At 55.1% G+C, this 24,800-nt stretch carries 23 protein-coding genes and 3 tRNA genes; 14 read left to right on the forward strand and 12 right to left on the reverse strand.

Annotated elements, in window-relative coordinates; genetic code table 11:
• Window positions 1-221: 221 nt before the first annotated feature.
• A complete protein-coding gene (agp, locus tag HA43_RS07715; protein ID WP_094111351.1) occupies window positions 222-1,868 on the forward strand; it encodes a bifunctional glucose-1-phosphatase/inositol phosphatase in 1,647 nt (548 codons plus the stop codon).
• A gap of 50 nt (window positions 1,869-1,918) precedes the next feature.
• On the opposite strand, the gene HA43_RS07720 is transcribed toward agp, so the two are convergent.
• From HA43_RS07720 to wrbA, 3 genes are read right to left on the reverse strand one after another with little or no spacing between them, the layout of a single operon-like run.
• Window positions 1,919-3,292 carry an NAD-dependent succinate-semialdehyde dehydrogenase gene (locus tag HA43_RS07720; protein ID WP_094111352.1) on the reverse strand — a complete coding sequence of 458 codons (1,374 nt, stop codon included), beginning with the start codon at window positions 3,290-3,292 and terminating at the stop codon, window positions 1,919-1,921.
• Window positions 3,293-3,345: 53 nt separating this feature from the next.
• A complete protein-coding gene (locus HA43_RS07725; protein ID WP_039383674.1) occupies window positions 3,346-3,576 on the reverse strand; it encodes a YccJ family protein in 231 nt (76 codons plus the stop codon).
• A gap of 18 nt (window positions 3,577-3,594) precedes the next feature.
• Window positions 3,595-4,194, reverse strand: a complete 600-nt coding sequence (gene wrbA, locus HA43_RS07730) for an NAD(P)H:quinone oxidoreductase (protein ID WP_065649652.1) — start codon at window positions 4,192-4,194, stop codon at window positions 3,595-3,597.
• A 269-nt stretch (window positions 4,195-4,463) separates the two neighbouring features.
• On the opposite strand from wrbA, the gene HA43_RS07735 reads away from it, so the two are divergent.
• Window positions 4,464-5,378, forward strand: coding sequence for a DMT family transporter (locus HA43_RS07735; RefSeq protein WP_039383685.1), 915 nt, complete (start codon window positions 4,464-4,466; stop codon window positions 5,376-5,378).
• On the opposite strand, the gene rutG is transcribed toward HA43_RS07735, so the two are convergent.
• Genes rutG through rutA form a run of 6 tightly spaced genes read right to left on the reverse strand, consistent with a single transcriptional unit; the run spans window position 5,375 to window position 10,312 of the window.
• Window positions 5,375-6,700, reverse strand: a complete 1,326-nt coding sequence (gene rutG / locus HA43_RS07740; RefSeq protein WP_094111353.1) for a pyrimidine utilization transport protein G — start codon at window positions 6,698-6,700, stop codon at window positions 5,375-5,377. The two genes, HA43_RS07735 and rutG, sit on opposite strands and share 4 nt — an antisense overlap.
• A gap of 45 nt (window positions 6,701-6,745) precedes the next feature.
• Entirely contained in the window at window positions 6,746-7,267 is a 522-nt protein-coding gene (gene rutF / locus HA43_RS07745) for an NADH-dependent FMN reductase RutF (RefSeq protein WP_039383691.1), read from the reverse strand.
• Between the two features lie 16 nt (window positions 7,268-7,283).
• Window positions 7,284-8,087, reverse strand: coding sequence for a pyrimidine utilization protein D (rutD, locus tag HA43_RS07750; RefSeq protein WP_039383693.1), 804 nt, complete (start codon window positions 8,085-8,087; stop codon window positions 7,284-7,286).
• Window positions 8,087-8,482 (reverse strand): pyrimidine utilization protein C, encoded by a 396-nt coding sequence (gene rutC, locus HA43_RS07755; RefSeq protein WP_039383696.1) that lies wholly within the window; start codon window positions 8,480-8,482, stop codon window positions 8,087-8,089. The genes rutD and rutC overlap by 1 nt, the downstream gene beginning before the upstream one ends.
• Before the next feature lie 25 nt (window positions 8,483-8,507).
• Entirely contained in the window at window positions 8,508-9,221 is a 714-nt protein-coding gene (gene rutB / locus HA43_RS07760; protein ID WP_039383697.1) for a pyrimidine utilization protein B, read from the reverse strand.
• Window positions 9,221-10,312 (reverse strand): pyrimidine utilization protein A, encoded by a 1,092-nt coding sequence (rutA, locus tag HA43_RS07765; RefSeq protein ID WP_094111354.1) that lies wholly within the window; start codon window positions 10,310-10,312, stop codon window positions 9,221-9,223. The genes rutB and rutA overlap by 1 nt, the downstream gene beginning before the upstream one ends.
• Before the next feature lie 292 nt (window positions 10,313-10,604).
• Between rutA and rutR the strand changes: the two genes are divergently transcribed.
• Window positions 10,605-11,240 (forward strand): HTH-type transcriptional regulator RutR, encoded by a 636-nt coding sequence (gene rutR, locus HA43_RS07770; RefSeq protein WP_094111355.1) that lies wholly within the window; start codon window positions 10,605-10,607, stop codon window positions 11,238-11,240.
• Between the two features lie 19 nt (window positions 11,241-11,259).
• Window positions 11,260-12,234: a metal-dependent hydrolase gene (locus tag HA43_RS07775; RefSeq protein ID WP_094111356.1), complete on the forward strand. Its 975-nt coding sequence runs from the start codon at window positions 11,260-11,262 to the stop codon at window positions 12,232-12,234.
• A gap of 41 nt (window positions 12,235-12,275) precedes the next feature.
• Here the strand turns inward: HA43_RS07775 and cycA are convergent, their stop codons facing one another.
• Window positions 12,276-13,667, reverse strand: a complete 1,392-nt coding sequence (gene cycA, locus HA43_RS07780; protein ID WP_039383706.1) for a D-serine/D-alanine/glycine transporter — start codon at window positions 13,665-13,667, stop codon at window positions 12,276-12,278.
• A 286-nt stretch (window positions 13,668-13,953) separates the two neighbouring features.
• Between cycA and HA43_RS07785 the strand changes: the two genes are divergently transcribed.
• The 3 genes from HA43_RS07785 to HA43_RS07795 all read left to right on the forward strand — a co-directional run bounded on the left by HA43_RS07785 (window position 13,954) and on the right by HA43_RS07795 (window position 16,935).
• Complete coding sequence (locus HA43_RS07785) at window positions 13,954-14,652, forward strand: extensin-like domain-containing protein (RefSeq protein WP_094111357.1); 699 nt, start codon at window positions 13,954-13,956, stop codon at window positions 14,650-14,652.
• 825 nt (window positions 14,653-15,477) lie between these two features.
• The gene (locus HA43_RS07790) at window positions 15,478-16,200 is read left to right on the forward strand and encodes an autoinducer binding domain-containing protein (protein WP_094111358.1); all 723 of its coding nucleotides are present in this window, start codon (window positions 15,478-15,480) and stop codon (window positions 16,198-16,200) included.
• A gap of 123 nt (window positions 16,201-16,323) precedes the next feature.
• Window positions 16,324-16,935: an acyl-homoserine-lactone synthase gene (locus HA43_RS07795; RefSeq protein WP_094111359.1), complete on the forward strand. Its 612-nt coding sequence runs from the start codon at window positions 16,324-16,326 to the stop codon at window positions 16,933-16,935.
• Window positions 16,936-16,964: 29 nt separating this feature from the next.
• Here the strand turns inward: HA43_RS07795 and HA43_RS07800 are convergent, their stop codons facing one another.
• A complete protein-coding gene (locus tag HA43_RS07800) occupies window positions 16,965-17,192 on the reverse strand; it encodes a DUF2594 family protein (protein WP_039383713.1) in 228 nt (75 codons plus the stop codon).
• Between the two features lie 401 nt (window positions 17,193-17,593).
• On the opposite strand from HA43_RS07800, the gene uvrY reads away from it, so the two are divergent.
• From uvrY to HA43_RS07835, 7 genes are all read left to right on the forward strand, one after another.
• Window positions 17,594-18,253: a UvrY/SirA/GacA family response regulator transcription factor gene (gene uvrY / locus HA43_RS07805; RefSeq protein WP_039383715.1), complete on the forward strand. Its 660-nt coding sequence runs from the start codon at window positions 17,594-17,596 to the stop codon at window positions 18,251-18,253.
• Entirely contained in the window at window positions 18,246-20,078 is a 1,833-nt protein-coding gene (gene uvrC / locus HA43_RS07810) for an excinuclease ABC subunit UvrC (RefSeq protein ID WP_094111360.1), read from the forward strand. The genes uvrY and uvrC overlap by 8 nt, the downstream gene beginning before the upstream one ends.
• A gap of 68 nt (window positions 20,079-20,146) precedes the next feature.
• Window positions 20,147-20,695, forward strand: coding sequence for a CDP-diacylglycerol--glycerol-3-phosphate 3-phosphatidyltransferase (pgsA, locus tag HA43_RS07815; RefSeq protein WP_039383718.1), 549 nt, complete (start codon window positions 20,147-20,149; stop codon window positions 20,693-20,695).
• A gap of 149 nt (window positions 20,696-20,844) precedes the next feature.
• Window positions 20,845-20,920: transfer RNA gene (locus HA43_RS07820), tRNA-Gly, on the forward strand.
• A 42-nt stretch (window positions 20,921-20,962) separates the two neighbouring features.
• Window positions 20,963-21,036, forward strand: a tRNA-Cys gene (locus HA43_RS07825).
• A gap of 11 nt (window positions 21,037-21,047) precedes the next feature.
• Window positions 21,048-21,133, forward strand: a tRNA-Leu gene (locus HA43_RS07830).
• Between the two features lie 461 nt (window positions 21,134-21,594).
• Complete coding sequence (locus HA43_RS07835) at window positions 21,595-24,228, forward strand: hypothetical protein (protein ID WP_128083789.1); 2,634 nt, start codon at window positions 21,595-21,597, stop codon at window positions 24,226-24,228.
• A gap of 289 nt (window positions 24,229-24,517) precedes the next feature.
• Here the strand turns inward: HA43_RS07835 and HA43_RS19015 are convergent, their stop codons facing one another.
• Window positions 24,518-24,688 (reverse strand): hypothetical protein, encoded by a 171-nt coding sequence (locus HA43_RS19015; RefSeq protein ID WP_039383726.1) that lies wholly within the window; start codon window positions 24,686-24,688, stop codon window positions 24,518-24,520.
• Between the last annotated feature and the right edge of the window lie 112 nt (window positions 24,689-24,800).

A 24,800-nucleotide genomic window follows, 5' to 3' on the forward strand; every position in this document is an offset into this window, starting at 1 on the left:
TTTAAAGAAGCCCGCAGCGATGCGGGCTTTTTGCTTTTCCCGCCCCGACCCTTCCTGCTGCTCTAACCCTGACGTTTGCTGCTATAGTCCATTCACAGTTTTTATAAACAGCGGGCGATTTTCGTCAGCAAGCTGAGTTACACTGTGCGGTAATTCGCTCTTTGGCGGGCTAATCGTTTGAATGCCAGAGTGTTTCACTGATGAATTATGGAATGGGCACAATGATCAAAAAACTGAGTCTTTGCGCGTTGTCAGTTGTTGCGGCGCTTCCGGTAAGCCTGTCAGCGACCGCAGCAGAAGGGGATATGCAGCTGCAGCAGGTGCTGATGCTGAGCCGTCACAATCTGCGTGCGCCGCTGGCGACAAACGGCAGCGCACTGGAGCAATCCACTAAAAAGAGCTGGCCGCAATGGGATGTGCCGGGCGGTGAACTCACCACCAAAGGTGGCGTGCTGGAAGTCTATATGGGTAAATATACCCGTCAGTGGCTGACGCAGCAGGGGCTGCTGGCTGGCGGCAATTGCCCGGATACCAGCGATGTTTTTATTTATGCAAATAGCCTGCAGCGCACCGTTGCGACCGCACAGTTTTTTGCTGCGGGTGCCTTTCCTGGCTGTGACGTTGCGGTAACGCATCAGGATGCCATGGGAACGATGGATCCCATCTTTAATCCGGTGATTACCGATGACAGCGAAGCGTTTAACAAAAAAGCGCTGGCGGCGATGACGGCAGAAAATGAGAAGCTGGCACTGAAGCCTGCGCTGCAGCGTCTGGAAAAGATTGTTGATTATAAATCGTCGCCTGCCTGCAATGGTAAAAAGCAGTGCACGCTGGACAGCGGTGATAACACTTTCAGCGCAGATAATGGCAAAGAGCCAGGCGTCAGCGGTCCGCTGAAAATCGGTAATTCCCTTGTTGATGCGTTCACGCTGCAATATTACGAAGGTTTCCCGGCAGAGCAGGTTGCCTGGGGGCAGATTAAAACGCCTGAGCAGTGGAAAGAGCTGGCGTCAGTCAAAAACGGTTATCAGGATGCGCTCTTCAGCTCGCCAGAGGTTGCGCGTGAAGTTGCTGCACCGCTGGTGGATTACATCCGCAGCCAGCTGGTTGATGAAGATAAGGCCGGCGCACCTAAAGTGACGCTGATGGTAGGGCACGATTCAAATATCGCCTCGCTGCTCAGCGCGCTGCAGGTGAAGCCTTACACTCTGCCGGGCAACGATGAGAAAACCCCTATCGGCGGACAGGTTGTATTTGAACGCTGGCACGATGGCAAAAATAACAAAGATCTGCTGAAAATAGAGTATGTCTATCAGACCGCCGATCAGCTGCGTAACGCAGATGTGCTGAGCCTCAAAAATCCGCCAAAACGTGTCACGCTGCAGCTTGCCGGCTGTGATACTGATGCCAATGGCTATTGCAGCTGGGAGCAGTTCTCTGCGGCGCTGAACAGCGCACTGCAGGGGACGCCTATGCAGCCTGCGGCCGCGCAGGAAGCGAAGCCGCAGCAGGCAGCAGACAATGCGCCGGACGCGAAAGCTGCCGCAGAGAAACCGGCTGACGATAACGCTAAAGCTAAAGCTGAACAGGCGGCTGCTGATAAAGCGAAAGCAGACGCCGCCGCAGATAAAGCCGCTGCTGATAAAGCGAAAGCAGACGCTGCCGCAGAGAAAACCGCTGCTGATAAGGCGAAAGCGGACAAAGCAGCCGCTGATAAAGCGGCGGCTGATAAAGCGAAAGCGGACAAAGCAGCAGAAGATAAAGCGAAAGCTGATGCTGCTGCAGCGCAAAACGCGCAGCCGGAGGCGGCATCCGGTAAACCCGCCGCTGAGGCAAAGCCAGCTCAGCAACCTGCTACCGCAGGTTAACCGGCAGCAGGCTATAAAAAACCCCGCTCTGGCGGGGTTTTTTTTGGTCGTCAGCCGGCAATAACCACCAGCTTCTGATTGGCAAACTCTTTCAGACCGAGATCGGAAAGTTCACGCCCGTAACCGGAGCGTTTTATCCCGCCAAAGGGGAGCTCAGCTGCGGTGTCACTCTGTGAATTGATAAACACCATGCCGGTTTCAATCTGTGACGCCAGCCGGCGCGCGCGCGCCATATCCCGCGTCCAGATAGATCCGCCAAGGCCATAGTGTGAATCGTTCGCCAGCGCCACGGCAGCCTCATCACTCTCTGCAATATAGAGCTGCGCAACCGGGCCAAAAAACTCCTGATAATAAGCGGGATTATCGGGCGTCAGCCCGGTCAGCAGAGTGGGCTGATAGTAGCATCCGACGCCTTCAATAATGCGCCCGCCAAAGCGCAGCTCTGCGCCATGCTCTACCGCCTCTTCAACCTGTCGCGCCAGCCGGTCGCGCGCATCAAGGGAAGAGAGCGGTCCGAGCGTGGTTTTTTCATCCAGCGGATCGCCCGGCACAGCGGACTGCAGCGCGGCGCTGAATTTGCTCATGAACGCCTCGGCGATCTGCGCGTGCACAATAAACCGTTTAGCAGCGGTGCAGACCTGTCCGCAGTTGCTCAGACGTGCCTGCACGCCCTGGCGTACCGCTTCATCCAGGTCAGCATCGTCCAGAACAATAAAGACGTCATTGCCACCCAGTTCAAGAGTGGATTTTTTCAGGTGTTTGCCCGCCTGCTGTGCAACCGCACTGCCGGCGCGTTCGGAGCCGGTCAGCGCCACGCCCTGAACGCGATCGTCAGCGATAAGATCCGCCACCTGCTCATTGGAGATAAACAAATTACTCCAGGCACCTTCTGGTGCACCCGCTTCACGTACCAGTTGCTCAAAGATATCCGCGCAGTGCGGCACAATATTGGCATGTTTTGCCAGCACCGGATTACCCAGCGCCAGATTAGGTGCCAGAACACGCATCAGCTGATAATAAGGGAAGTTCCATGGTTCAACCGCAACGATAACGCCAATCGGATGATATTCCACCCAGGCTTCCCCGATTTCGCTGGCGTAGGGCTGAGGCTGCAGAAAAGCAGCGGCATGCTCAGCGTAATATCGCGCAATGCTGATGCAGATGCTGACTTCACCACGGCTCTGACCAATCAGCTTGCCCATTTCGCGACTCGCTATGGTGGCCAGCTCCTCTTTGCGCTGCTCCATGAGATCGGCCAGGCGGCTCAGCACCTGAAGGCGTGGCTGGATGTCACCTTTGCTCCAGGCTGAGTGGTAGAGCGCATCTGCGGTTTCGAGCGCCTGGTACACCCGGGCGTCATCATGTGTCTCCCAGTTTTTCAGCAGCTGATTATTTGCCGGATTGATGCTCTGGTAAGCCGTCATCGCGTCCCCCTGTTGGTGTTGCCATAAAAAAGGCGGGCCATGCCCGCCGGTTCTCACACGTTTTTGCGCTCGACAGGGACGTTGTCCCATGTCAGAACATCCTGATCGGTTTTATCAAACGCGCGCATCAGCACATCATCATTGCCCTGCTGCTCCCAGATCTGCTCTGCCAGTTTTTCATCGTAATTGGCAACTTCAAAGATCGCTTCTGCAATTTCCGGGGACGTCTGACGAATTTTCGCCCATTCGCCGACGCGATGTGCTCTGGACTGGTCTGTAGACATAATGATCTCCTGTTGAGTTTATCCTTTGAGTTTTACCGCCAGAGTGGCGACATGTTCACCCTGATAGCGGGCAATTTGCAGCTCTTCAGGCGTGGGCTGGCGTGAACCATCGCCGCCTGCCAGCGTCGACGCACCATAAGGCGTTCCGCCGCGCACCTGTGAGATATCAAACATCTCTTTAGTGCCGTAGCCGATTGGAATAATGACCATGCCGTGATGGGCAAGCGTAGTCCATACTGACGTTATCGTCAGTTCCTGGCCCCCGCCGGTACCGGTAGAAGTAAACACGCTGGCCAGTTTTCCATGCAGTGCGCCTGAGGCCCACAGCCCGCCGGTACGGTCCCAGAAGTTGCGCATCTGGCCTGACATGTTACCAAAGCGGGTCGGCGTGCCGACGATAATGGCATCATACTGCGTCAGATCGTCCGGCGTTGCCTCAGCTGCCTGCTGATCGACCTTGCCGCCAACCTCAGCAAAACGCGCCGCATCCATACTCTCCGGCACGCGCAAAATAGTCACTTCGGCTCCGCTGACGCGCTGCACGCCTTCTGCAACCGCCTGCGCCATGGTTTCCACATGTCCATACATTGAGTAATAGAGCACCAGAACTTTTGCCATTGTGGTTCTAACCTCCCGGTAAGATAAGTAAAAAGAGTATAGAAGAGCATGCGCGGGCTGCCGGGAAATGGCGTAGCTGCCCGCTGAGATTTAGCACGCTTAAAAATTTAACGTTATGATTTTTAGTATTAAAATGGCATTTTTTCAGATGAGTCGTAATTCTGAACGCGAATCACATTGCTGCACGCTGAGCAGATAACCCCGGCCGGCTGTTGCGCCTGCGGGCCGGGTTACGCCAGAATGACGCCTGGCTACTTATCAGGTGTTCTATGTCTGCGTTACCTGCACGTCTTTATCTGCGCATTACCCGTCAGGAACTGGTGCTGATTTTCATCACCATGGTCTGGGGCGGCACGTTTCTGGTGGTGCACCGCGCCATGGCATACTCCGGTCCGTTTTTTTTTGTCGGACTGCGATTTGCCACGGCGTCACTGCTGCTGGCCTGTTTTTTCTGGCGCTATCTGCGCGCGCTGACCTGGCTTGAAATCAGAGCGGGCACAATGATTGGCCTGGCTATTGCGGGCGGTTATGGCCTGCAAACCTGGGGGATGCAGACTATCTCCAGCAGCCAGTCTGCCTTTCTGACGGCGCTCTATGTTCCGGTGGTGCCGCTGCTGCAGTGGCTGGTGCTGCGCCGGCCGCCGGGCATTATGGCATGGCTGGGCATTGCGCTGGCGTTCAGCGGCCTGGTGCTGGTGGCGGGGCCGCAACAGAGCGGCATCGCCCTCAGCGCCGGGGAGAGCGCGACCCTGCTGAGCACGCTGGCGATTGCTGCCGAGATCATTCTGATTAGCCGCTATGCCGGACAGGTGGATGTGCGGCGGGTAACGCTGGTGCAGCTGCTGGTCGCCTCCGCTTGCGCCTTTCTGTTTATGATCCCGAATGGTGAAGCGCTGCCGTCGTTTTCTCTGCCGCTGGTGCTGAGCGCTGCAGGCCTGGGCGCCGCCAGCGCCCTGATTCAGGTGACGATGAACTGGGCCCAGCGCAGTGTGTCACCGGTACGCGCTACGGTAATTTATGCCGGAGAGCCGGTCTGGGCGGGAATTGTCGGGCGTCTCGCGGGGGAGCGACTGCCTGCGGCCGCGCTGCTGGGCGGTGCGCTGATTGTCTGTGGCGTGATTGTCAGTGAGCTGCGGCTGCGGCGTAAGAAAGCGGTGCCCGATGAGGCACCGCAGAAGCCTTAACCGTGTGGCTGTGCAGCTGAACCGGCCGGCGCGCGGCTACGGTGCTGCAGAATGGCGTTCAGGATAATGGCGCCAAAGGTCGCGGTGCCGATACCGCCGAGCGTGAAGCTGCCGATCTTAAGCGCAAAATCGCCGGCGCCCAGAACCAGCGTGGTAGCGACCATGATCAGATTACCGTTCTGCCCGAGATCGACCTGATTCTGCAGCCAGATACGGGCACCGGCCACCGCAATCAGGCCAAATACCACGATAGACGCGCCGCCTATGACCGGTGCTGGCACGGTATGGATGAGTGCGCCAAATTTCGGTGAAAAACCCAGCAGTATTGCGATCAGGGCCGCGGCGACGAACGCCAGCGTAGAGTAGACGCGCGTAACCGCCATGACGCCTATGTTTTCGGCATAGGTTGTTACGCCGCTGCCGCCGGCAGAGCCAGAGAGCATAGTGGCCAGACCGTCGCCAACAAACGCCCGGCCCATCCACGGATCGAGATTGCGTCCGGTCATAGCTGCTACCGCTTTAATATGCCCCAGATTTTCAGCGACCAGAATAATGGCGACCGGCGCAATCATCACTATCGCCTGCAGGTCGAACACAGGGGCGGTCGTATGCGGCACGCCAAACCAGGCGGCGTGCGCCACGCCGCTGAAATCCACCGGTTTACCGAGGCCGAAGCCATTGGTCAGCAGCGCATAGAACGCCCAGGCCACGATCAGCCCTGCCAGGATCAACAGGCGCTGTACCAGCCCGCGCGTCATGACCGCCACCAGTCCGATACAGAGCACCGTCAGCACCGCCATCCAGCTGTCAAAGAGGGTGGCAGAAACACTGTGCACCGCAATCGGCGCCAGGTTCAGGCCAATCGCCATAACGACGGCGCCGGTGACGACCGGCGGCATCAGGCGCTCAATCCAGCCGGTACCCACTTTCATCACAATCAGACCAATCAGGGTATAGAGCGCGCCGCAGGCGATAATGCCGCCCAGCGCCACGGAGAGGTGAGTGTTAAGGCCCTGGCCGGTGAAACCGGTGACCGCAATCACTACGCCCACAAAAGCGGCGCTGGAACCGAGATAGCTCGGTACGCGCCCGCCGGTAATAAAAAAGAACAGCAGCGTACCGATCCCGGAGAGTAACACAGCGAGATTGGCATCCAGCCCCATCAGCAGCGGCATCAGTACCGTTGCGCCAAACATTGCGACCGCATGCTGCAGCCCAAGCACCAGCGTCTGCCCGAGCGGCAGCGTCTCGTCCGGGGCAATCAAGCCGTCGTCGGTCATTGCTGACTTAACGCGCCAGCGTGGAAACCAGGTACTCGCCATAGATCATCTCCTGAGAGTGAGTAGAACAGGCCGCGTTATGCGGTATCAGCGGGCATCCTGCCGGGAGAAGGTGTGATAACCGCGATCGAACCAGGCGAGCCCCTGGCGCGCCTCGCCCTGGGCCACGGCCAGCACCGTACAGAACAGAATATCGTGTGTGCCAACGCTGACCCGCTGTGTTATCTCGCAGTCAAAGGAGATCAGCGCGGCCTCCAGCAGCGGAGCACCGCTGGCAAGCGTCTGCCACTGCGCGGCGGCAAAGCGATCCGCCATCGCGGTTTTGCCCCCGAACAGCGTGGAGAGGGCGTGCTGGTCTGCCGAGAGGGTATTGACGCAGAGTGCACGGTTATCGCGAAACGCCGGCCAGGCTGAGGCGGAGCGGTTCAGGCAGACCAGCAGCGTCGGCGGGGAGTCGGTCACGCTGCAGACGGCGGAGGCGGTAAAGCCAGCCACGCCTGCCGGGCCATCGGTGGTGATAACATTAACGGCTGCACCCAGCTGCGCCATAGCGTTGCGAAAGGTGTCGCGATCGACTGCGGGTAAATCCGGAAGGGCATGTAGGCTCATGTTCAGACTCCTGATCTCAGCCCGCTGCCAGACAGGCGGGCTGAGCGGTCTCAGCCAGCCAGCGCAGCAGCAGCGTGTTAAAATTATCGCTATCGGTCACGCTCATGGCGTGGCCGCCCCACGGCATGGTCAGCAGCTGGCCCTGCGGCAGCGCTGCCGCCAGCTGTGCTGAACAGCTCCACGGCACCAGCAGATCGTCCTGGCTGCAGATCGCCAGCACCGGCTGGGTGATGCGCGCGGCGCAGGCACGAAAATCTGCCGTTTTCAGCGCGTGCAGACGACGCAACAGATTCTCTGCGCCCTGAAAGTGCTGCTGGTGATGCCTCTCTTCTGCCTCAGCGCGCGCCTGATGCTGCGCCAGCCATTCGGCAGGATAGAGAAACAGCGGCTGAGCGCGTACAAAGGCTTCGGTACCCGCCTGCAGCAGCAGATCCTCTCTGACCTTAAAACAGCGCGCGGTATGGGGGCTGAGCGTCAGCCAGCCGTTAATGACCGCCACGCGCTCAACCCGATCGGGGTGATCCAGCGCCATTTGCAAACCAATCAGCCCCCCAAGCGCATGGCCAGCCACGCTGTAGCGCGCGATCTGATGCTGTTCCAGCGCCTCCGCCAGCTCGGCTGCCATCATCGCCAGGCTGTAACCCTCAGGCAGCGGTGCTGCACTGCGCCCGGTGCCGCGCTGATCGTATGTGACAACGCGGTAGCGGGTGCTGAGCGCCGCCAGCTGTGGCTGCCAGAATCCGGCAACGCCACCAAGGCCTGATGCGAGGACCAGCGTGGGCGCATCGGCAGTGGTCAACCCGTGGATATCCAGCTTCATTACGCCTCCGCCTGTCCGATGTGCGCCACAGACGCAATCTCAACCAGCGCGTCAGGTTTTACCAGACCGCACTGAATACAGAAGCGCGCGGGCTTATCGCCGGGAAAATAGTCGGCATAGACCTGATTCACGGCGGCGTAGTGCTGCCAGTCGGTAATGAAAATAGAGTTGAACGTGACATCTGCCATGCAGCCGCCGGCGGTTTCAATGACGTTTTTGATGGTCTCCAGCACGTGGCGGGTTTGCGCGGCCGCATCGCCGACGTGAACCACGTTATTGTCCGCATCGAACGGCAGGGTGCCGGAAACGTACACCACGCCGTCAGCCAGCGTTCCGGGTACGAACGGGGCGATCGGCGTACTGCTGCCAGCCGGGATAATGACGCGTTTGGGCATAGTCTGATCTCCTGATAACGAAAAGTTACTGACCCTGCAGGGCTTCGCAGAACGTTTGTGTATCGCTGACCCAGCCGAAAAACGTTTCGATATTGAACAGCGCGGCCTGCTGCGCAAAATCAGGTCCGGCCTGATGCGTGGCGTCAGCCAGTACCACGCCGAAATATTCCAGAAAGAAGCCGTCACGCAGCGTGGACTCGACGCAGACGTTGGTGGCGATGCCGGTAAAAATCAGATGACGGATCCCGCGGCTGCGCAGCATGCTGTCGAGCGGCGTATTGAAAAAGCCGCTGTAGCGCGGTTTTGGCAGCACAATATCGCCCGGTTCGGGCGTCAGCGCATCCACCAGCGCATAATCCCAGGTGCCTTTCGCCAGCAGGGTGCCCTGCAGCTCAGGCTGGCGGCGCATGGTTTTCAGCGCATTAGATTTGTGAAAATTGGGGGAGCCCGCATCGCCCGCCTCGGTGTAATCGCTGTCCCAGCCGTTCTGGAACCAGATAATCTGTACGCCGGCAGCGCGTGCCGCGGTGACCGCCTGATGAATTCTGGCGATAACCGGCTCGGTGGCAGAGACATCAAATCCCGCCAGGTCGAGATAGCCGCCTTTAGTGGCGTAGGCATTCTGCATGTCGACGACAATCAGCGCGCTCTGAGCCGGAGGCAGGGCGATCGCCTCCGGACGGGCGGGCAGAGTGATATGCGGTGTGGTGCCGGTGTGTGCGCAGGTGACGGTTTTCATTATGCTACCTCCTGCGCCGCGGCGATCACGTTGCGACGGCACTGCATCAGCGGCTGTATGCGCTGGCCGAACGCTTCAATACCCTCCAGGAAATCATCAAAGGTCAGCAGCACGCCGTGCGTACCATCAACCTGAGCCACTTCATCCAGCATGCGTGCCACGCTGGCAAAGGAGCCAACTAACGTGCCCATATTGATGTTAACGGCGGAGGTCGGGTCAGCCATCTGACGCACGTTAGTATCGCTGCCTGAACGGGTATCCTGCTGGCTCTGAGTCGTGAGCCACGCGAGTGCCTCTTCGTCGGCGCCCGCTTTGTAGTGCTCCCATTTTGCGCGGGCCGCTTCGTCGCTCTCGGCGGCGATGATCATAAACAGAACGTAGGAGCCGACGTCGCGGCCCGCCTGCTCAGCAGCAAGCTTCATGCGGGCTGCGGTCGGTGCAAAGGCGGCTGGCGTATTAACGCCCTTACCAAAGCAAAAGTTATAGTCGGCATGCTGAGCTGAAAATGCCATGCCCGCATCACTCTGTCCGGCGCATATCACCTTCATCGGCTTCTGCGGCCGTGGACTGACGCGACAGTCGTTCATCGTGAAAAAATCACCTTTGAAGTCGCTCTGGCCGGTTCCCCATAAATCGCGCAGCACCGTGACATACTCAGTCAGGTATTGATAACGGCTGGCAAAATAGTCATCGCCCGGCCAGATCCCCATCTGCTCATACTCTGGTTTCTGCCAGCCGGTGACGAGGTTTACGCCAAAGCGTCCGCCAGAAATTGAGTCGATGGTCGCAGCCATACGCGCCACGATGGCGGGTGGCAGCGTCAGCGTGGCAGCCGTGGCGTAGATCTCAATCCGCGAGGTGACCGCCGCCAGGCCGGCCATCAGCGTAAAGGACTCCATATTGTGATCCCAGAACTCCGTTTTGCCGCCGAAGCCGCGCAGCTTGATCATTGAGAGTGCAAAATCGAAGTGATAGTGCTCAGCGCGCTGCACAATCGCTTTATTGAGTTCAAAAGTAGGCATGTACTGCGGCGCATGCGTAGAGATCAGCCAGCCGTTATTGCCAATCGGAACAAAGACACCAATTTTCATATGTCACCTCTTTGCATTGATAGGACGGTTTCACGCGCTGCGCTGCTTCCTGCACGCATCCTGCGGGCGGCGCTCTCTCTTAGTTGCAAGTCGCGTGCCACATAAATAATTTTTATATTTATCATCAGGATATGAACCGCCGATCGGCCAGCCGGGACGGCACCGCGATTTTCAGACCATTTGGTCAAAACAAATGCACAGCAATCAGGCAGCCGTCGGGCAAAAAAGGTGCAGCCCGCCATATCTGCCAGCTGTGTTATGATGTGAATTCACGACAGGGAGAGGTAACAGCATGAAAAATGATGAGAAAAAACCGCGCCGTCGTTCGCAGGCGGCGACCGCAAAACGCGCCACTATCCTGCAGGCGGCGCTGGCGCTGTTTTCCCAGTTCGGTATTCATGGCACCAGCCTTGACCGGGTGGCTGAGGGAGCAGAGGTGTCAAAAACAAATCTGCTCTACTATTACCCTTCAAAGGAAGTGTTGTATGTCGCCGTGCTGAAAGAGATTCTGGATGTCTGGCTGGCACCGCTGCGCGCGCTGCGCGCCGACCAGGATCCCCTGACGGCCATTCGCCACTATATTCGCCTGAAGCTTGAGGTCTCCCGCGATCATCCTCAGGCATCGCGGCTGTTCTGTCTGGAGATGCTGCAGGGCGCACCACTGCTGCGTGGTGAACTGGCGGGCGACCTGAAAGCACTGGTAGAGAGTAAGGCGGCAATAGTCGAGCAGTGGATCAGCGCCGGACAGCTGGCTGCCGTTCAGCCGCAGCATCTCTTTTTTATGCTCTGGGCCACCACGCAGCACTATGCTGACTTTGCCTCGCAGGTTGAGGCGGTCACCGGGCAGACGCTGCAGGATCCCGACTTTTTTGCACAGACGTTGCAGAACGTAGAGCGGATGATTATCGAAGGCATTCGCGTGCGCTAACGATTGAGGGAGGAGAAGCATGGATTCGCTGTCGCAACTGGCGCTGGGCGCTGCAGTTACCGTTGCCGTCATGAACCGCCGGGTACCGGTATGGCAGGCGGCCCTGGCGGGGGCAGTCGCCGGCACGCTGCCGGATCTGGATGTGTTCGTCGATCACGGCGACGCAATACGCAATATGACGCTGCATCGCACCGAGAGCCATGCGCTGCTGATCCTGACGCTGCTGGCGCCGCTGGCCGGCTGGCTGGCCGCCGGGATCACCCGCAGCAAAGCGCACTGGCGCAGCTGGTGCCTGGCCCTCTGGCTGGCGCTGATCACCCATCCGCTGCTCGATCTCACTACCGTGTATGGTACGCAGCTTGGGCTGCCGCTCACTGACTATCCGTTTGCCATCGGCAGTATGTTTATTGTCGATCCGCTCTATACGCTGCCGCTGCTTATCGCACTGGGCGTAGCGCTATGGCGGCGTGATGCCACCGGCGTGCGCTGGACCCGCCTGGGCCTGTTAATCAGCACGCTTTATCTGGGCTGGAGCATGGTGATACAGGGCGTCGCCACGCGGCAGATTGAACAGCAGCTGGCGCAGCAACACGTTGTATCACAGCGGCTGCTGGTCACGCCGACGGCGTTCAACACGCTGGTCTGGCGCACGGTCATTATTACGCCCGATCGCTATGGCGAAGCGTACTGGTCGCTGTTTTCACCCGGGCGGCCGTTACAGATTGCGTGGCACGATCGTCAGATGGCGCTGCTGACCCCTTTTAAAGGGCAGTGGCATGCGGAGCGCGTTGTCTGGTTCAGTCACGGTTTTTACGCGCTGCGTCAGCAGGCAGGCAATACGCTGATTAGCGATTTGCGTATGGGTGAGGCGCCCGATTACACCTTTACTTTTAATCTTGGCAGGCCGGAAGCGCCAGCAGCGGCGCCGCAGCGTGAGGCGGCCGCACACCCGTCACTCCAGCGTGCCTGGCATCAGTTCCGGCAGCGGTTATAAATGAAAAAGGCCCGCTGATGCGGGCCTTAAACAGAACGGGATCAGGCTTTACGGCGTCGCAGCAGCCAGCCCATGGTGAGCAGCATAAACCACAGCGGCGTAACCATCAGCGCCTGACGGGTATCCTCCTGCAGTGTCAGCAGCACCAGCACGAAAGCAAAAAATGCCATGCAGACCCAGCACATAATTTTGCCCAGCGGCATCTTAAACGTTGACGACGCGTGACGCTGCGGATGCTGTTTACGGTAGGCCAGGTAGCTGCAGAGAATGATGGTCCAGACAAACATAAACAGAATGGCGGATACCGTGGTCACCATGGTAAACACCGTCATCACGTCCGGGATCAGGTAGATCAGCGCGACGCCGCCCAGCAGACAGAGACAGGAGAAGAACAGGCCGGTGGTGGGCACGGCGCGCGCGGAGAGACGACCAAACGCCTTATGCGCTACCCCCTGTTCTGCCAGGCCATACAGCATGCGGCTGGTAGAGAAGATGCCGCTGTTGGCTGACGAGGCCGCTGAGGTCAGTACCACAAAGTTAACGATGCTCGCAGCAGCGGGCAGGCCAATCAGCACAAACATCTCTACAAACGGGCTGCGATCCGGCATCACCTGATTCCATGGCGTAACGGCCATGATCACCAGCAGTGCCAGCACGTAAAACATAATAATGCGCAGCGGTATGGCATTGATGGCGCGGGGCAGGACCTTGTGCGGATCTTTGGTCTCTGCCGCGGCGGTGCCTACCAGCTCAATACCGACAAAAGCGAACACGGCAATCTGGAAGCCGGCGAAAAAGCCGCTCAGCCCTTTCGGGAACATCCCGCCATGCTGCCAGATATTGCTGAGCGATGCCGTGCTGCCGCCGGGTGAAGGGTAGTGCGTACTGACCAGCACAATACCGGTAATAATCAGGGCAACAATGGCGACAATTTTGATAATTGCGAACCAGAACTCCATTTCCCCGAAGAGTTTGACGGTGGCAATATTCAGCGCCAGAAAGACAAAGACGCACAGCAGCGCGCTCATCCAGATAGAGAATCCGGGGAACCAGAGCTGAAAATAGGCGCTGATGGCAACCACGTCAGCGATGCCGGTAACGACCCAGCAGAACCAGTAGGTCCAGCCGGTAAAATAGCCCGCCCACGGGCCGAGCAGATCGGCCGCGAAATCGCTGAACGATTTATATTCCAGATTAGAGAGCAGCAGCTCTCCCATTGCGCGCATAACAAAAAACAGCATGAAGCCGATGATCATATAAACAAAAACGATCGACGGCCCCGCCAGGCTGATGGTTTTGCCTGACCCCATAAAGAGCCCGGTTCCGATAGCGCCACCAATCGCAATAAGCTGAATATGACGGTTATGCAGGTTGCGCCGGAGTTTTTCCGGCTGTTCAGCCTCACTGAGGGCTGCTTTGGATTGATCAACCATAAAGATAGCTTTCCTGTCTTGATGTTGTGTCAGCTCTGATGGCTGTTGAAATACGTGCCTTTGCACAGGGCAAGAGCGCATAAGATAGAGGAAAGGCCACCGGGTCTGGTAATTGTTTTTTAACCTTTGTGACCTTTTGCGTTTTTTGCTCTGTCAGCAAATATTTACATGGTTGCTCTTTTAGTCACTTTGCGTAAATAAGCAGCACTTTTTCCCGGAAGAACAGGCAGATGAGGCAAGCCAGCTACACTTAGTCACAGGTTTGCAAAGTGATAAGGCAGAGACCGTGCGCGCACTCATTGCGACAGGAATAATTGCTCTGGTGGGGTGGTCGAGCTTGCCCTGGCTGAAATCGCAGCTTCCGGCGCAGTGGAATCCGTTTATTCCGCTTAACGTCACGGATGCGCCAGGCTGGATAACACGTTACAAGCTGGAGAAACTGCGTCACGATCCAGCCGCCTGTCTGGCGGTGCTGGAGCGCGCCAGTGCGCAGGGACGGGTAAGTTTTCGCACGACGCCTCCGGTGCGGGGTAACTGCACAATTGAACAGCCGGTTCGTATCAGCCAGTTTGGGCCGGTTACGCTCAGCAGCAGTTTTCTTGTCAGCTGTCCGATGGCCGTGGCAAGTACGATGTATGTCACGCGCAGTAATGCTGCATTACAGCAGGCGGGTATCACCAGTCCGCTGCGGCGTATTGAGCATGTTGGCAGCTACGCCTGCCGCAACGTCTATCATCGCCAGGAGGGACGCCGCAGCGAACACGCTACGGCAGAGGCGTGGGATGTCACCGCTTTTCAGCTGGCCGATGGCCGCTGGTTACGGGTCGCCAGAAACTGGCAGCAGCCCGCCAGCAGCGCGGCGGGTTTGCATGCACTCTGGCGCAACGGCTGTGCCAGCTTTGGAAACGCACTGGGACCAGACTACAACGCAGCTCATACCACACACTTTCATCTGGGCATGCGCGGCGGTGGATTCTGCCGCTGATGCGGCAGGCTGTTAATTTTAAAAGCCGGGCAGCTTAATAGTTAATTTGCGCCAACGCTATTTTAGATCCAGTCCCTCAAAGACGCAGAAGGCGTGATTACAAATGAGAACCATTACCCGACTAATTTTTGTGTTTGAAATAAGTCTGCCTTAAATAACACTCATCTGTTTTAATAATGAGATATCTCCGGTGAATTTATTTACTCTCCAAAAGAAAAACCGGGTGCCAGCGTCAGATTGTTCAGGCTATCTGCAGCGGACATCATCGCGTTAAAACAGAATTATATTGGTTATCCGCCTCACTCTGTTTTCATTCCAGCGGCTGATGACAGCGTATGCAACTGCGGCAGGCAGTTTATGCCGATAAAATGCGTAGTCGCGCATGGCGCAGGCATCAGCGTGGTGCGGATACAGATAGCTCAGGGTTGCCGATTGCCGGAGGTAACTTTATTTATCAGTGGAATTAAAAATCGTCCATGACTAAATCATTTAGCGCTTTTAACTGAAGGTAAATGTCTCTGCTAATCATTATTTTACTTAAAATCGATGCTAAACTTTTATCCATCTAATAATTAATTTTAATGGGTGGAAGATTGAAACTTTATCAGAAAAATCCTATGCTGGTTTCACGTATCTTTATGCGCCTGAGGCCCGGCAGTCAGGTCACTGCGGCGCTCGCTTTATGGCAACAATTCGATAACTTTCCGGCTGTATAACGCAATCTACAGCAGGAGCCTTTTTATTCATTCTGTTCAGATTACGTCTCACCGATATAATCGGACAAGCATCAGGTTAATAAAAGACGTTAAATACGTCAGGATAATAATGACTACCGATAATTATTTTGTCTGGCGAGCCGAAACAGCAAAAGCGTTTCAGGGGTTGACGGAGGTGGTGCAATTAAAAGCACTGTTGCAAAAGCAAATCGTCGCTCTGGGATTCGACTTCTTTGCCTTTTTTGTGCAGCAGCCGGTTCCCTTCACCCGACCGCGTTTTTTCCTGTTCAGCACCTACCCTGAATCCTGGATCCTGCATTATGAGCGGCATAACTACTATGCCGTCGATCCTGTACTGCGGCTTTGTCAGCAGCCCGGAAAAGGGATTGAGTGGTGTGCTGAGATTTTCACCGGGGCGGCTAATCTTTGGCCAGATGCGCAGGCAGCGGGAATCCTGAGCGGCTTTTCTTGCTCAGCGATGGCATCAAATCGTGCCATTGGTATATTATCAATAGCATCACGTCAGCCCGGACGCTCCAGGCACCGAACCGTTGAGCTTGAGGTACAGATAAACTTTCTGGCGGACCTGAGCTTACGGGTTCTTGAGCGCTTAAAAGATAGCTCAATGGTGGTGCTGGCTAAGGGATTTAGCGAGCGGGAGCTGGAAATTTTGAAATGGACAGCTGAAGGAAAAACCTCGGCAGAGATTTCGCTTATTTTGGCAATATCAGAACATACGGTGAATTTTCACCAAAAAAACATGCAAAAACGTTTTAACGTTTCAAATAAAACGCAGATAGCGTGTTATGCCGCAGCGACAGGTCTGATATAGCAAAAGGCAACTACTAATACTGGTAGTTCCCTATCCGTATTGAGTTGTCTACCCTGCGCCGGAAACTTAGCCAGGCTGGCACGATAAAAATCATTGCACACATGGGGATGTCAGAGGCGCATGATGAAAATAATTCAAACACAGCTAAAGGATATGCCTTCCTCACTGCTAGCCGAACTGGGTACCTATCGTTATAGCGTGTTTGCGCGTGGCGAAGGCTGGTCAATTCCTCCGCGGCTGAGCACACCGGGGCAGGAGTACGATCGCTACGACCGTTCAGACGTGACCTGGCTTATCGCCTGGAATGCACGTAAAGGCATTTGTGGCTGCGCGCGATTACTGCCGTGGCATGAACCGGAAGTGGCTGAAGGTATTCTTCTGCCGTTTGCGCAGGATAAGGTTTGGGAGATGTCACGCTACTCAGCACGGCTGGAGGTGGATGCGGAATTACCGCTGAATATCCTGTGGCACTCGGTGCAGCTGGCAGAGCTGAGCGGCATGGAGTATCTGATTAGCTCGGCCACGCCGATGCTGGAGAAGATGTTTGCACAGCATAATGTGGTTTATGAACCGCTGACGCCAGGGTTGATCCAGTCGGAAGATAATCTGTTCGCTATCCGTATCCCGGTTGAACAGCCGGCACTGGCGGAAAAATATCGCGGCACGCGGCGCTTTAGTCCGGAAGAGGTGCTGCCTTCGCTCGGCGTCTCCGTTAACTGGCAGGCGCACAATTAATACCCCGTGCAGCGCACGGGGCTGGCCGCTTACTGACGGTAAGCGGTTTTGATCTGACGGATCGTGTTGCTGAATACTTCAGCCTGGGGCTTATCAGCCAGCGCATTTTGCACATAGCGTTCCATATTGATAATTACTTTACCGGCGTCTGCCTGTCCCATGCCTTTGAGAATCAGAGTAATCATCATTTTGAGGCAGGCAACTTCATCAGCCAGTGCCTGAGTGTCACGCGACGTTACGAAATCTTCATCACTCATCTTCAACTCCCTGGTGGTATCGATTTACACAGATTCTGTCTTTCCGTGCATAAAACAGAGAGTATATCATAGGTTTGCTTTCTCATTCAGAGGCCAGAAAAATCATTATTCGATCCAGTTAAAGGCAGGGCAGTGCAGACCGTTTTGGCTCGCCTGATACTTTTTCGGCTTAAAAAAAGAAAACAGGCAGATTTATTACAACATGCTGTTATTCAATGAAATGTTAAATAAAAAAGCTGTTTAGTTTGCAGAAAATGGATTTTTTTCTGAAAAGATTTAATTATTTGATTTAGATCATTGCGTCGCAGGTTGTTCTGGTATGTCTGATGTTCAATGCGCATAAAAAACGCTAAGATTACGCTCTTTTTTAATTACCTTTCTAACCTGCGGAGTATGTCCCGTTGATCAGCCTGCTGCTTGTTGATGACCATGAACTGGTACGTGCCGGTATTCGTCGCATTCTGGAAGATATCAAAGGACTGGTCATTGCCGGCGAAGCGGCGTGCGGAGAGGATGCAGTAAAATGGTGCCGTCAGCACACGGTGAATGTCGTTCTGATGGACATGAATATGCCGGGTATCGGCGGACTGGAAGCGACGCGCAAAATTGTCCGCTACAACCCCGATATTCGCATCATTATGCTGACTATTCACACCGAAAACCCGCTGCCGGCCCGGGTAATGCAGGCGGGCGCCTCAGGCTATCTGAGCAAAGGCGCTGCGCCTCAGGAGGTGGTCAGCGCCATTCGCGCCGTCCACGCTGGACAGCGCTATATCGCCTCAGATATCGCTCAGCAAATGGCGCTGAGCCAAATCGAGCCGCAGAAAGCGGAATCGCCCTTCAGTTGTTTGTCGGAACGGGAATTGCAGATTATGCTGATGATTACCCGGGGACAAAAAGTTACGGAGATATCCGAACAGTTGAACCTGAGCCCGAAAACCGTTAACAGCTACCGCTATCGTATGTTCAGTAAGCTAAACATCAGCGGTGATGTAGAGTTAACGCATCTGGCCATTCGTCATGGTCTGTTCAACGCGGAGCCATTAATAAGTAGTGAGTGAACTCTTTAATCCCAAAGCCTTTCTCAGCACCGTAACCAGCCAGCCTGGCGTCTACCGAATGTATGACGCGGCCGGTACGGTGATCTATGTCGGTAAAGCCAAAGACCTTAAAAAACGCCTCAGCAGCTACTTTCGTGCGCAGACTGGCAGCCGTAAAACGGATGTGCTGGTCAGTAATATTTGCAATATCGACGTTACGGTTACGCATACTGAGACCGAAGCGCTGCTGCTGGAGCATAACTACATCAAGCTTTACCAGCCGCGCTATAACGTGCTGCTGCGCGATGATAAATCGTACCCATATATTTTTCTCAGCGGTGATACACACCCCCGGCTGGCGATGCATCGCGGTGCCAAACACGCCAAAGGTGAATATTTCGGTCCGTTTCCGAATGGCTACGCGGTACGCGAGACGCTCGGCCTGCTGCAGAAAGTCTTTCCTATTCGCCAGTGCGAGAACAGCGTCTACCGCAATCGCTCGCGTCCCTGTTTGCAGTATCAGATTGGACGCTGCCTCGGTCCGTGCGTAGCCGGTCTGGTCAGCGAAGAGGAGTATGCCCGGCAGACAGACTATGTGCGGCTGTTTCTGGCCGGTAAAGATGATCAGGTCATCAACCAGCTGGTAGTGCATATGGAGGCGGCAAGTCAGGGATTGCGTTTTGAAGAGGCGGGGCGGCTGCGCGATCAGATTCAGGCCGTACGCCGCATTACTGAAAAACAGTTTGTCTCAAATCAGGGTGACGATCTTGATGTCATGGGCGTGGCCTATGATGCGGGCATGGCCTGTCTGCACGTGCTGTTTATCCGCCAGGGGAAAGTACTGGGAAGCCGCAGCTATTTCCCCAAAGTCCCGCCTGACACTGAGCTGACGGAAGTGGTGCAGACCTTTGTCGGGCAGTTTTATCTGCAGGGAAGCGAGGCGCGCACCCTGCCCGGAGAGATCCTGCTGGATTTTAACCTGGCAGAACGCAACCTGCTGGCTGAATCACTCAGTACGCTGGCTGGTCGCAAAGTCAATATACAGACCAAGCCGCGCGGCGATCGGGCACGCTATCTCAAGCTGGCGCGCACCAACGCGGCAACGGCGCTGACCACTAAGCTGTCGCAGCACTCCACTATTCAGCAGCGGCTTGCCGCGCTGGCTTCCTGGCTGAAGCTGGAGAGCATTCAGCGCATGGAGTGTTTTGATATCAGCCATACCATGGGTGAGCAGACTATCGCCTCCTGCGTGGTGTTTAATCAGGATGGCCCGCTGCGTTCTGATTACCGGCGTTACAATATCGAGGGGATCACGCCGGGCGACGATTACGCGGCGATGAATCAGGTGCTGCGCCGCCGTTATGGCAAAGCGCTGGAGCAGGATAAAATTCCGGATGTCATTTTGATTGATGGCGGTAAGGGTCAGCTGGCGCAGGCGAAAGAGGTATTTGCGGAACTGGATGTCAGCTGGGATAAACAGCACCCGATTCTGCTTGGTGTCGCTAAAGGCAGCGATCGCAAGGCGGGACTGGAGACGCTGTTTTTTGAAGCGGAAGGTGAGGGCGTTTCTCTGCCGCCGGATTCGCCAGCCCTGCATGTCATTCAGCATATTCGTGATGATGCTCACAATCATGCAATTTCAGGCCACCGTAAAAAACGCGCCAAAGTGAAGAACACCAGCGCGCTGGAAAGTATTGAAGGCATCGGACCTAAACGGCGTCAGCAGCTGCTGAAGTATATGGGAGGCCTGCAGCCGCTGATGAACGCCAGCGTGGATGAAATCGCCCGCGTGCCCGGTATCTCCTTTGCCCTGGCTGAAAAAATATACCACTCGCTGAAACACTAACATTGAAACAGGGGGGGCAATGTAGGAACATACGTTAAACCCTACACACACCAGACAGTTACTGGCATATGCAATATAACATCCCAACGTGTCTTACCCTGTTTCGCGTTTTTTTGATTCCTTTTTTTGTACTGGCGTTCTACCTGCCGTTTTACTGGGCGCCTTTTGCGACAGCGCTGATTTTTGTTATTGCCGCCATAACGGACTGGTTTGACGGCTTTCTGGCGCGTCGCTGGAAACAAACCACGCGCTTTGGTGCATTTCTCGATCCGGTGGCTGATAAGGTCATGGTCGCTATGGCGCTGGTGCTGGTTGCGGAATATTTCCACGCGTGGTGGATAACCCTGCCTGCTGCCACCATGATCGCCCGCGAGATTATTATCTCTGCGCTGCGTGAATGGATGGCGGAAATTGGCAAGCGCAGCAGCGTTGCCGTCTCATGGATTGGTAAAGTCAAAACCACGGCGCAGATGCTCTCACTGGTTGCGCTGCTGTGGCGTCCTGATGCTACGGTAGTAGGCGTTGGCGTGGTCGCACTCTATATCGCGGCAGTGCTGACATTCTGGTCGATGTTTCAGTATCTGAGCGCAGCACGCGGCGATCTGCTCGATAGCTGATCGATACGATTCAAAAAGCAGCAAACAGACGCAGTGGGTGATAATTTTATTGACTCACTGCGTGAGATAAGTAGAATGCATCGCATCGAACGGCAGCACAGCTGCAAGAAGCTGAATAAAAACAGCAAGTTCGGTAAAGCAGCAGTTATGCGGGAATAGCTCAGTTGGTAGAGCACGACCTTGCCAAGGTCGGGGTCGCGAGTTCGAGTCTCGTTTCCCGCTCCAGTTTCAGCAATGGGTCACTGACCGGTTGCACATCAGAATAAAGGCGCGTTGGCAGAGTGGCCATGCAACGGATTGCAAATCCGTCTACCTCGGTTCGACTCCGGGACGCGCCTCCAGTTTATACCCTGCCCGGGTGGTGAAATCGGTAGACACAAGGGATTTAAAATCCCTCGGCTTATGGTCGTGCGGGTTCAAGTCCCGCCCCGGGCACCATACAAAACACCGAATTAAAAAAGCACTATAAGTAATGTCGTAACCGCCTTCAGGCGGTTTTTTTGTGTCTGCTGTTTTTCATTCCTGACGCCCCACCGTGCGTGCCTGCATAACCAATCCCAAATCATAATACCTGGATAACAGCCGTTTTGATCTTTCACTGCAAAACAGAACCTGCGCAGGTGACATGATTCATGTTTTTCCTGCGATTAATTGATAAAGCGCCGGGCAGGTGCTGGCAACGCTGCATAGCGTAGTTAATGGTCGATTTATGAAAGTTGTTCTTCAAAAGCCGCATCTATACTTTTTGCCGCATCGCGGATTTCGGGCAAACCAGTCATCCACCTTATCGATAAACCCAATTTTTCCGGATTTTCACGTCAGAAGTCTGCGCTTTAAAATGTGATTGCTGCTGCCGGAAGGGATCCCGGCGCGAAGCCAGTAAAGATATGGAGATTACTATGTTTACTATTAACAAAGCATCGGCGCAGTCTGTTCCTGTTGCTCAGCCTCCGGCAGATGCCACTGCACCAGAGGACTGTGTATCTCTGGACTCATTCTTTAGCGATCCCTATGTCATAGAGCACCTGGCGCTGGCGGCGACGCTGAAAAAAAACCAGTCGGGAACGCTGTTAAGCAATATTTTTAATAAGCGGGATGTCTGTTTTGATTCTGAACAGAAAATAAGAGACGCCGATTACGCTATAAAAGATGGGTTTCTGTATCGTGCCCACTATGCGGATCCGCATACTGTGACGAGCGCGGGGGTAACCCGCAATACGCAGGAAAACGAGGAGGAATGTTTTGATGATTATCTGGCAAAGTTGTTTGAGCATACTGCCGGGCACAGCAGCCAGGGAGCCATATTATCTTTCAGTAGCCATGAGAAAACAGCTAAAAAATTTATGGCAGAAGGGAAACTCCTCCTCAAAGTAGATGCTGATAGTGAGGCGGATAAAAACGAGTTTATTTCCGTACCACAACTGATTCTGCAGCATGGCGGGCGATTGCTCAAAACAGGAAAGATAGACAAGCTAACGCTGCTTTCTGCTCTCGATCAGCTCAACAACAGAGAGCGTGAGTTTTTTTATATTGGTAAACCTCATGGCTATCGATATGGCGAATTACCCCCGTATAAACTGGCTTTTGGTGAAGCGGCGCAGCCGGTTACTACGCATGTTGCGGCCCGTGACCAGGAGCCTGTTGCGGCAGCCGTGGTGCTCAGAGAAGATAAAACCGGCGTAGCCCGCGATCGTATCTGCTATCCGGGAGTCAGCAGTTGCCTTACGATTACTTTCAGACATGAAAATTTTTTAGCAGGAGCGCACTTAACAATAGCCGCAGATAAGAACGCCCTTAAAGATGTACTGAAAGAAATAAAAGCGCTTAACCCGAATAAACCCATTGAGATTATTGTCGCTTCTCCATTTTCTGTTTATAAAATCGGCGTGTCTGATAAAGAGTTAAATACCCGCTCAAAGTTAAAAAAAATCATAGGCAGGATTTTTCCGGATACGTCAATCCGGTTGGTTGACACCTCCGATATACGGTTGTCCCATATTCTGGTCAGTAAAAATAGCCTTGAGTACGTAAACGAAAGCAACTTCAGAGTTATCGGCAACCATTGTCCCGATGCGTCAGCCTTCGCAAAATCCGCTGAAACCGCTGAAACCGCTGAAACCGCTGAAACCGTCTTGCCAAACAGACTGACGCCCTTAGCCTCACTGGCGAGCAGCAGCAGTGGTGCGGTAACGCGCTCAGCACTGAGCACCTGGCTAAAGGAAACTGAATTACCCTCCCGCAGCAGTGAAGAACAGGTATTAAAGGATTTAAAAGAGGCTGGCTTTGCGGTCACCGCTTCTCAGCTGAAAAAGGCCTGGTCCGATGCACTGCCGGTCGGCCATGCTGGTTTCGCCTCAGCGCCGGATAACCCCTCTTCTGAGATCGCCTCACCTGAAATAAAGAAATTACGCTCAATCAGAACCCTGACAACGCTGAAACATCAGCACGGAATGTCGAACCAGGATCGGCAGCGCGAACTCAATGCCCTGCTTAAATTGGGTCCGCAGCTGGCTGATGTGGCGCGCCATCCGGGTAAAGAGATGCTTGAGACTATTTTAGATAAAGATATTTCCCCTGCCGGCTATTCACAAATGAGCAGTGAGTTCAGCCAGGCTCTGGCGACGGATTACTTTGAGACACTAGACGATACCCTTAAAAGTGAAGAAAACCCGACAGGCGACCCACCCCTGGCCTCAATGCTCAACCCGCTAAAGGATCATCTGCTGGAAAACCGTGGTCAGCAAAATATGCACCCCTGGAATGATGGGTTAATCCGCACTTTGAGTACGGCAGGAAAGGGTGCGCAGGCTCAGCGAGCTGCGCGCGCATTATCTGCGGAGCTGGAGCGGGATCCTGACATTGGCACGGCATGGAAGCCCGGATCGTCTGCAGCGCCATCGCCTGAAGCTGAGCGCATCAGAGAAAAGTTGACCCAGCTGAGCACTCGTGAAGGTTTTATACAGAAAGAGCAGAGGCTGACCGGGCTTCTTTCGCGACGAGACAGGAATATTCAGCAGGACAGAGAAAGGCTGGCACTTAAGGCAGCAGCAGATCGGGCAAAACGCAGGGAAGCGGACCGCCAGGCGTGGAACGCCTTCAATCGCCACGTTGATAATATGGTTGCCGGGGGGCAGGATCTCAGGGCCAGACATGCCCGTGAGAGAAGCGAAATCGATGCCCGTGTCAGCCGGGATTATCATGCCCGCATGGATGCCTGGCAGAGTACAAGAGAAGAGATGGGGAAGAAAATGCAGGCCATACTGCAAGCGCTGGCAGCCAAATCCGGAACGGCTGCAGCGCGTAAGACGAGTGTGCCGGCTAATCTGGGGCCGATTATCAGTACGGCAGACCGGTTAAGAAATGAAGCTGACGCTGCTATTACGGCTTTCACCTGGGCTCTGCAGAAAAATCTCACTGAGGGAGAGCTAAAGCAACGTCTGACTGACATGGAGAGGGTTACTGAAAAGCTGGTTGCTGAAGAGCAGCACCTGTTCAATCAGGTAGCAGGCCTGATAGAAAAAAGGTATCCGTAGCGCGACCGGATGAGAGAGAAGTAGATACGTTGTTAGGCCAATTAGCTCAGGAAGTCATGACAGAGCGTCTCCCTGATATTAACCGGACTCACGGGCTTCAGGACCTGTCATCGGAGAGAAGAGCTGAGAGAGAGCCGCAAAAAATAGCCCTGGCGCGGTCTGCTTATGACAAAGTCGGCAAAGAGTAAAGCTAACAGCTAACCCCGATTTCATACGCGGAATGTCAGCAAAGAGAGCCTGTCAATACCCCGAATGGGCAATAACTACCCGGCGCAGCGGGTAGCGAAAATTAACCCTGCGGCTGGCCGACCGGGCCTTCGCCTTCGCTGGCGCCTGGCACCGGCTGGTTACTTGGCGCGTGCGGACGACCGTCGGCACCCACGGCATCACTATGCTGCATGCAGCCTGCCAGTGAAAAAAGCGTAACCGCTACCAGACCTGCTTTCATAATCCACGACATACAATCCCCTTAATAAACTGCTTTTATACGCCTGCCAATCAGCGCGTTGCGCCGTTAAGCAAAGCCGCTGAAGGGCTAACTTGCAAGCGAAACGGGAGATTTAAGACATAAG

The organism is Pantoea eucrina, assembly GCF_002095385.1.
GTDB classification, from domain to species: Bacteria; Pseudomonadota; Gammaproteobacteria; order Enterobacterales; family Enterobacteriaceae; genus Pantoea; species Pantoea eucrina.

Coding starts and splice junctions, on each gene's coding strand:
- cycA (WP_039383706.1), bottom strand. CDS start 13,667: ATGGTTGATCAATCCAAAGCAGCCCTCAGTGAGGCTGAACAGCCGGAA.
- rutD (WP_039383693.1), bottom strand. CDS start 8,087: ATGAAGCTGGATATCCACGGGTTGACCACTGCCGATGCGCCCACGCTG.
- HA43_RS07790 (WP_094111358.1), top strand. CDS start 15,478: ATGACTACCGATAATTATTTTGTCTGGCGAGCCGAAACAGCAAAAGCG.
- rutR (WP_094111355.1), top strand. CDS start 10,605: ATGAAAAATGATGAGAAAAAACCGCGCCGTCGTTCGCAGGCGGCGACC.
- HA43_RS07725 (WP_039383674.1), bottom strand. CDS start 3,576: ATGTCTACAGACCAGTCCAGAGCACATCGCGTCGGCGAATGGGCGAAA.
- pgsA (WP_039383718.1), top strand. CDS start 20,147: ATGCAATATAACATCCCAACGTGTCTTACCCTGTTTCGCGTTTTTTTG.
- rutB (WP_039383697.1), bottom strand. CDS start 9,221: ATGAAAACCGTCACCTGCGCACACACCGGCACCACACCGCATATCACT.
- wrbA (WP_065649652.1), bottom strand. CDS start 4,194: ATGGCAAAAGTTCTGGTGCTCTATTACTCAATGTATGGACATGTGGAA.
- rutF (WP_039383691.1), bottom strand. CDS start 7,267: ATGAGCCTACATGCCCTTCCGGATTTACCCGCAGTCGATCGCGACACC.
- HA43_RS07775 (WP_094111356.1), top strand. CDS start 11,260: ATGGATTCGCTGTCGCAACTGGCGCTGGGCGCTGCAGTTACCGTTGCC.
- HA43_RS07800 (WP_039383713.1), bottom strand. CDS start 17,192: ATGAGTGATGAAGATTTCGTAACGTCGCGTGACACTCAGGCACTGGCT.
- HA43_RS07835 (WP_128083789.1), top strand. CDS start 21,595: ATGTTTACTATTAACAAAGCATCGGCGCAGTCTGTTCCTGTTGCTCAG.
- rutA (WP_094111354.1), bottom strand. CDS start 10,312: ATGAAAATTGGTGTCTTTGTTCCGATTGGCAATAACGGCTGGCTGATC.
- rutC (WP_039383696.1), bottom strand. CDS start 8,482: ATGCCCAAACGCGTCATTATCCCGGCTGGCAGCAGTACGCCGATCGCC.
- agp (WP_094111351.1), top strand. CDS start 222: ATGATCAAAAAACTGAGTCTTTGCGCGTTGTCAGTTGTTGCGGCGCTT.
- HA43_RS07720 (WP_094111352.1), bottom strand. CDS start 3,292: ATGACGGCTTACCAGAGCATCAATCCGGCAAATAATCAGCTGCTGAAA.
- HA43_RS07795 (WP_094111359.1), top strand. CDS start 16,324: ATGAAAATAATTCAAACACAGCTAAAGGATATGCCTTCCTCACTGCTA.
- rutG (WP_094111353.1), bottom strand. CDS start 6,700: ATGGCGAGTACCTGGTTTCCACGCTGGCGCGTTAAGTCAGCAATGACC.
- HA43_RS07735 (WP_039383685.1), top strand. CDS start 4,464: ATGTCTGCGTTACCTGCACGTCTTTATCTGCGCATTACCCGTCAGGAA.
- HA43_RS19015 (WP_039383726.1), bottom strand. CDS start 24,688: ATGTCGTGGATTATGAAAGCAGGTCTGGTAGCGGTTACGCTTTTTTCA.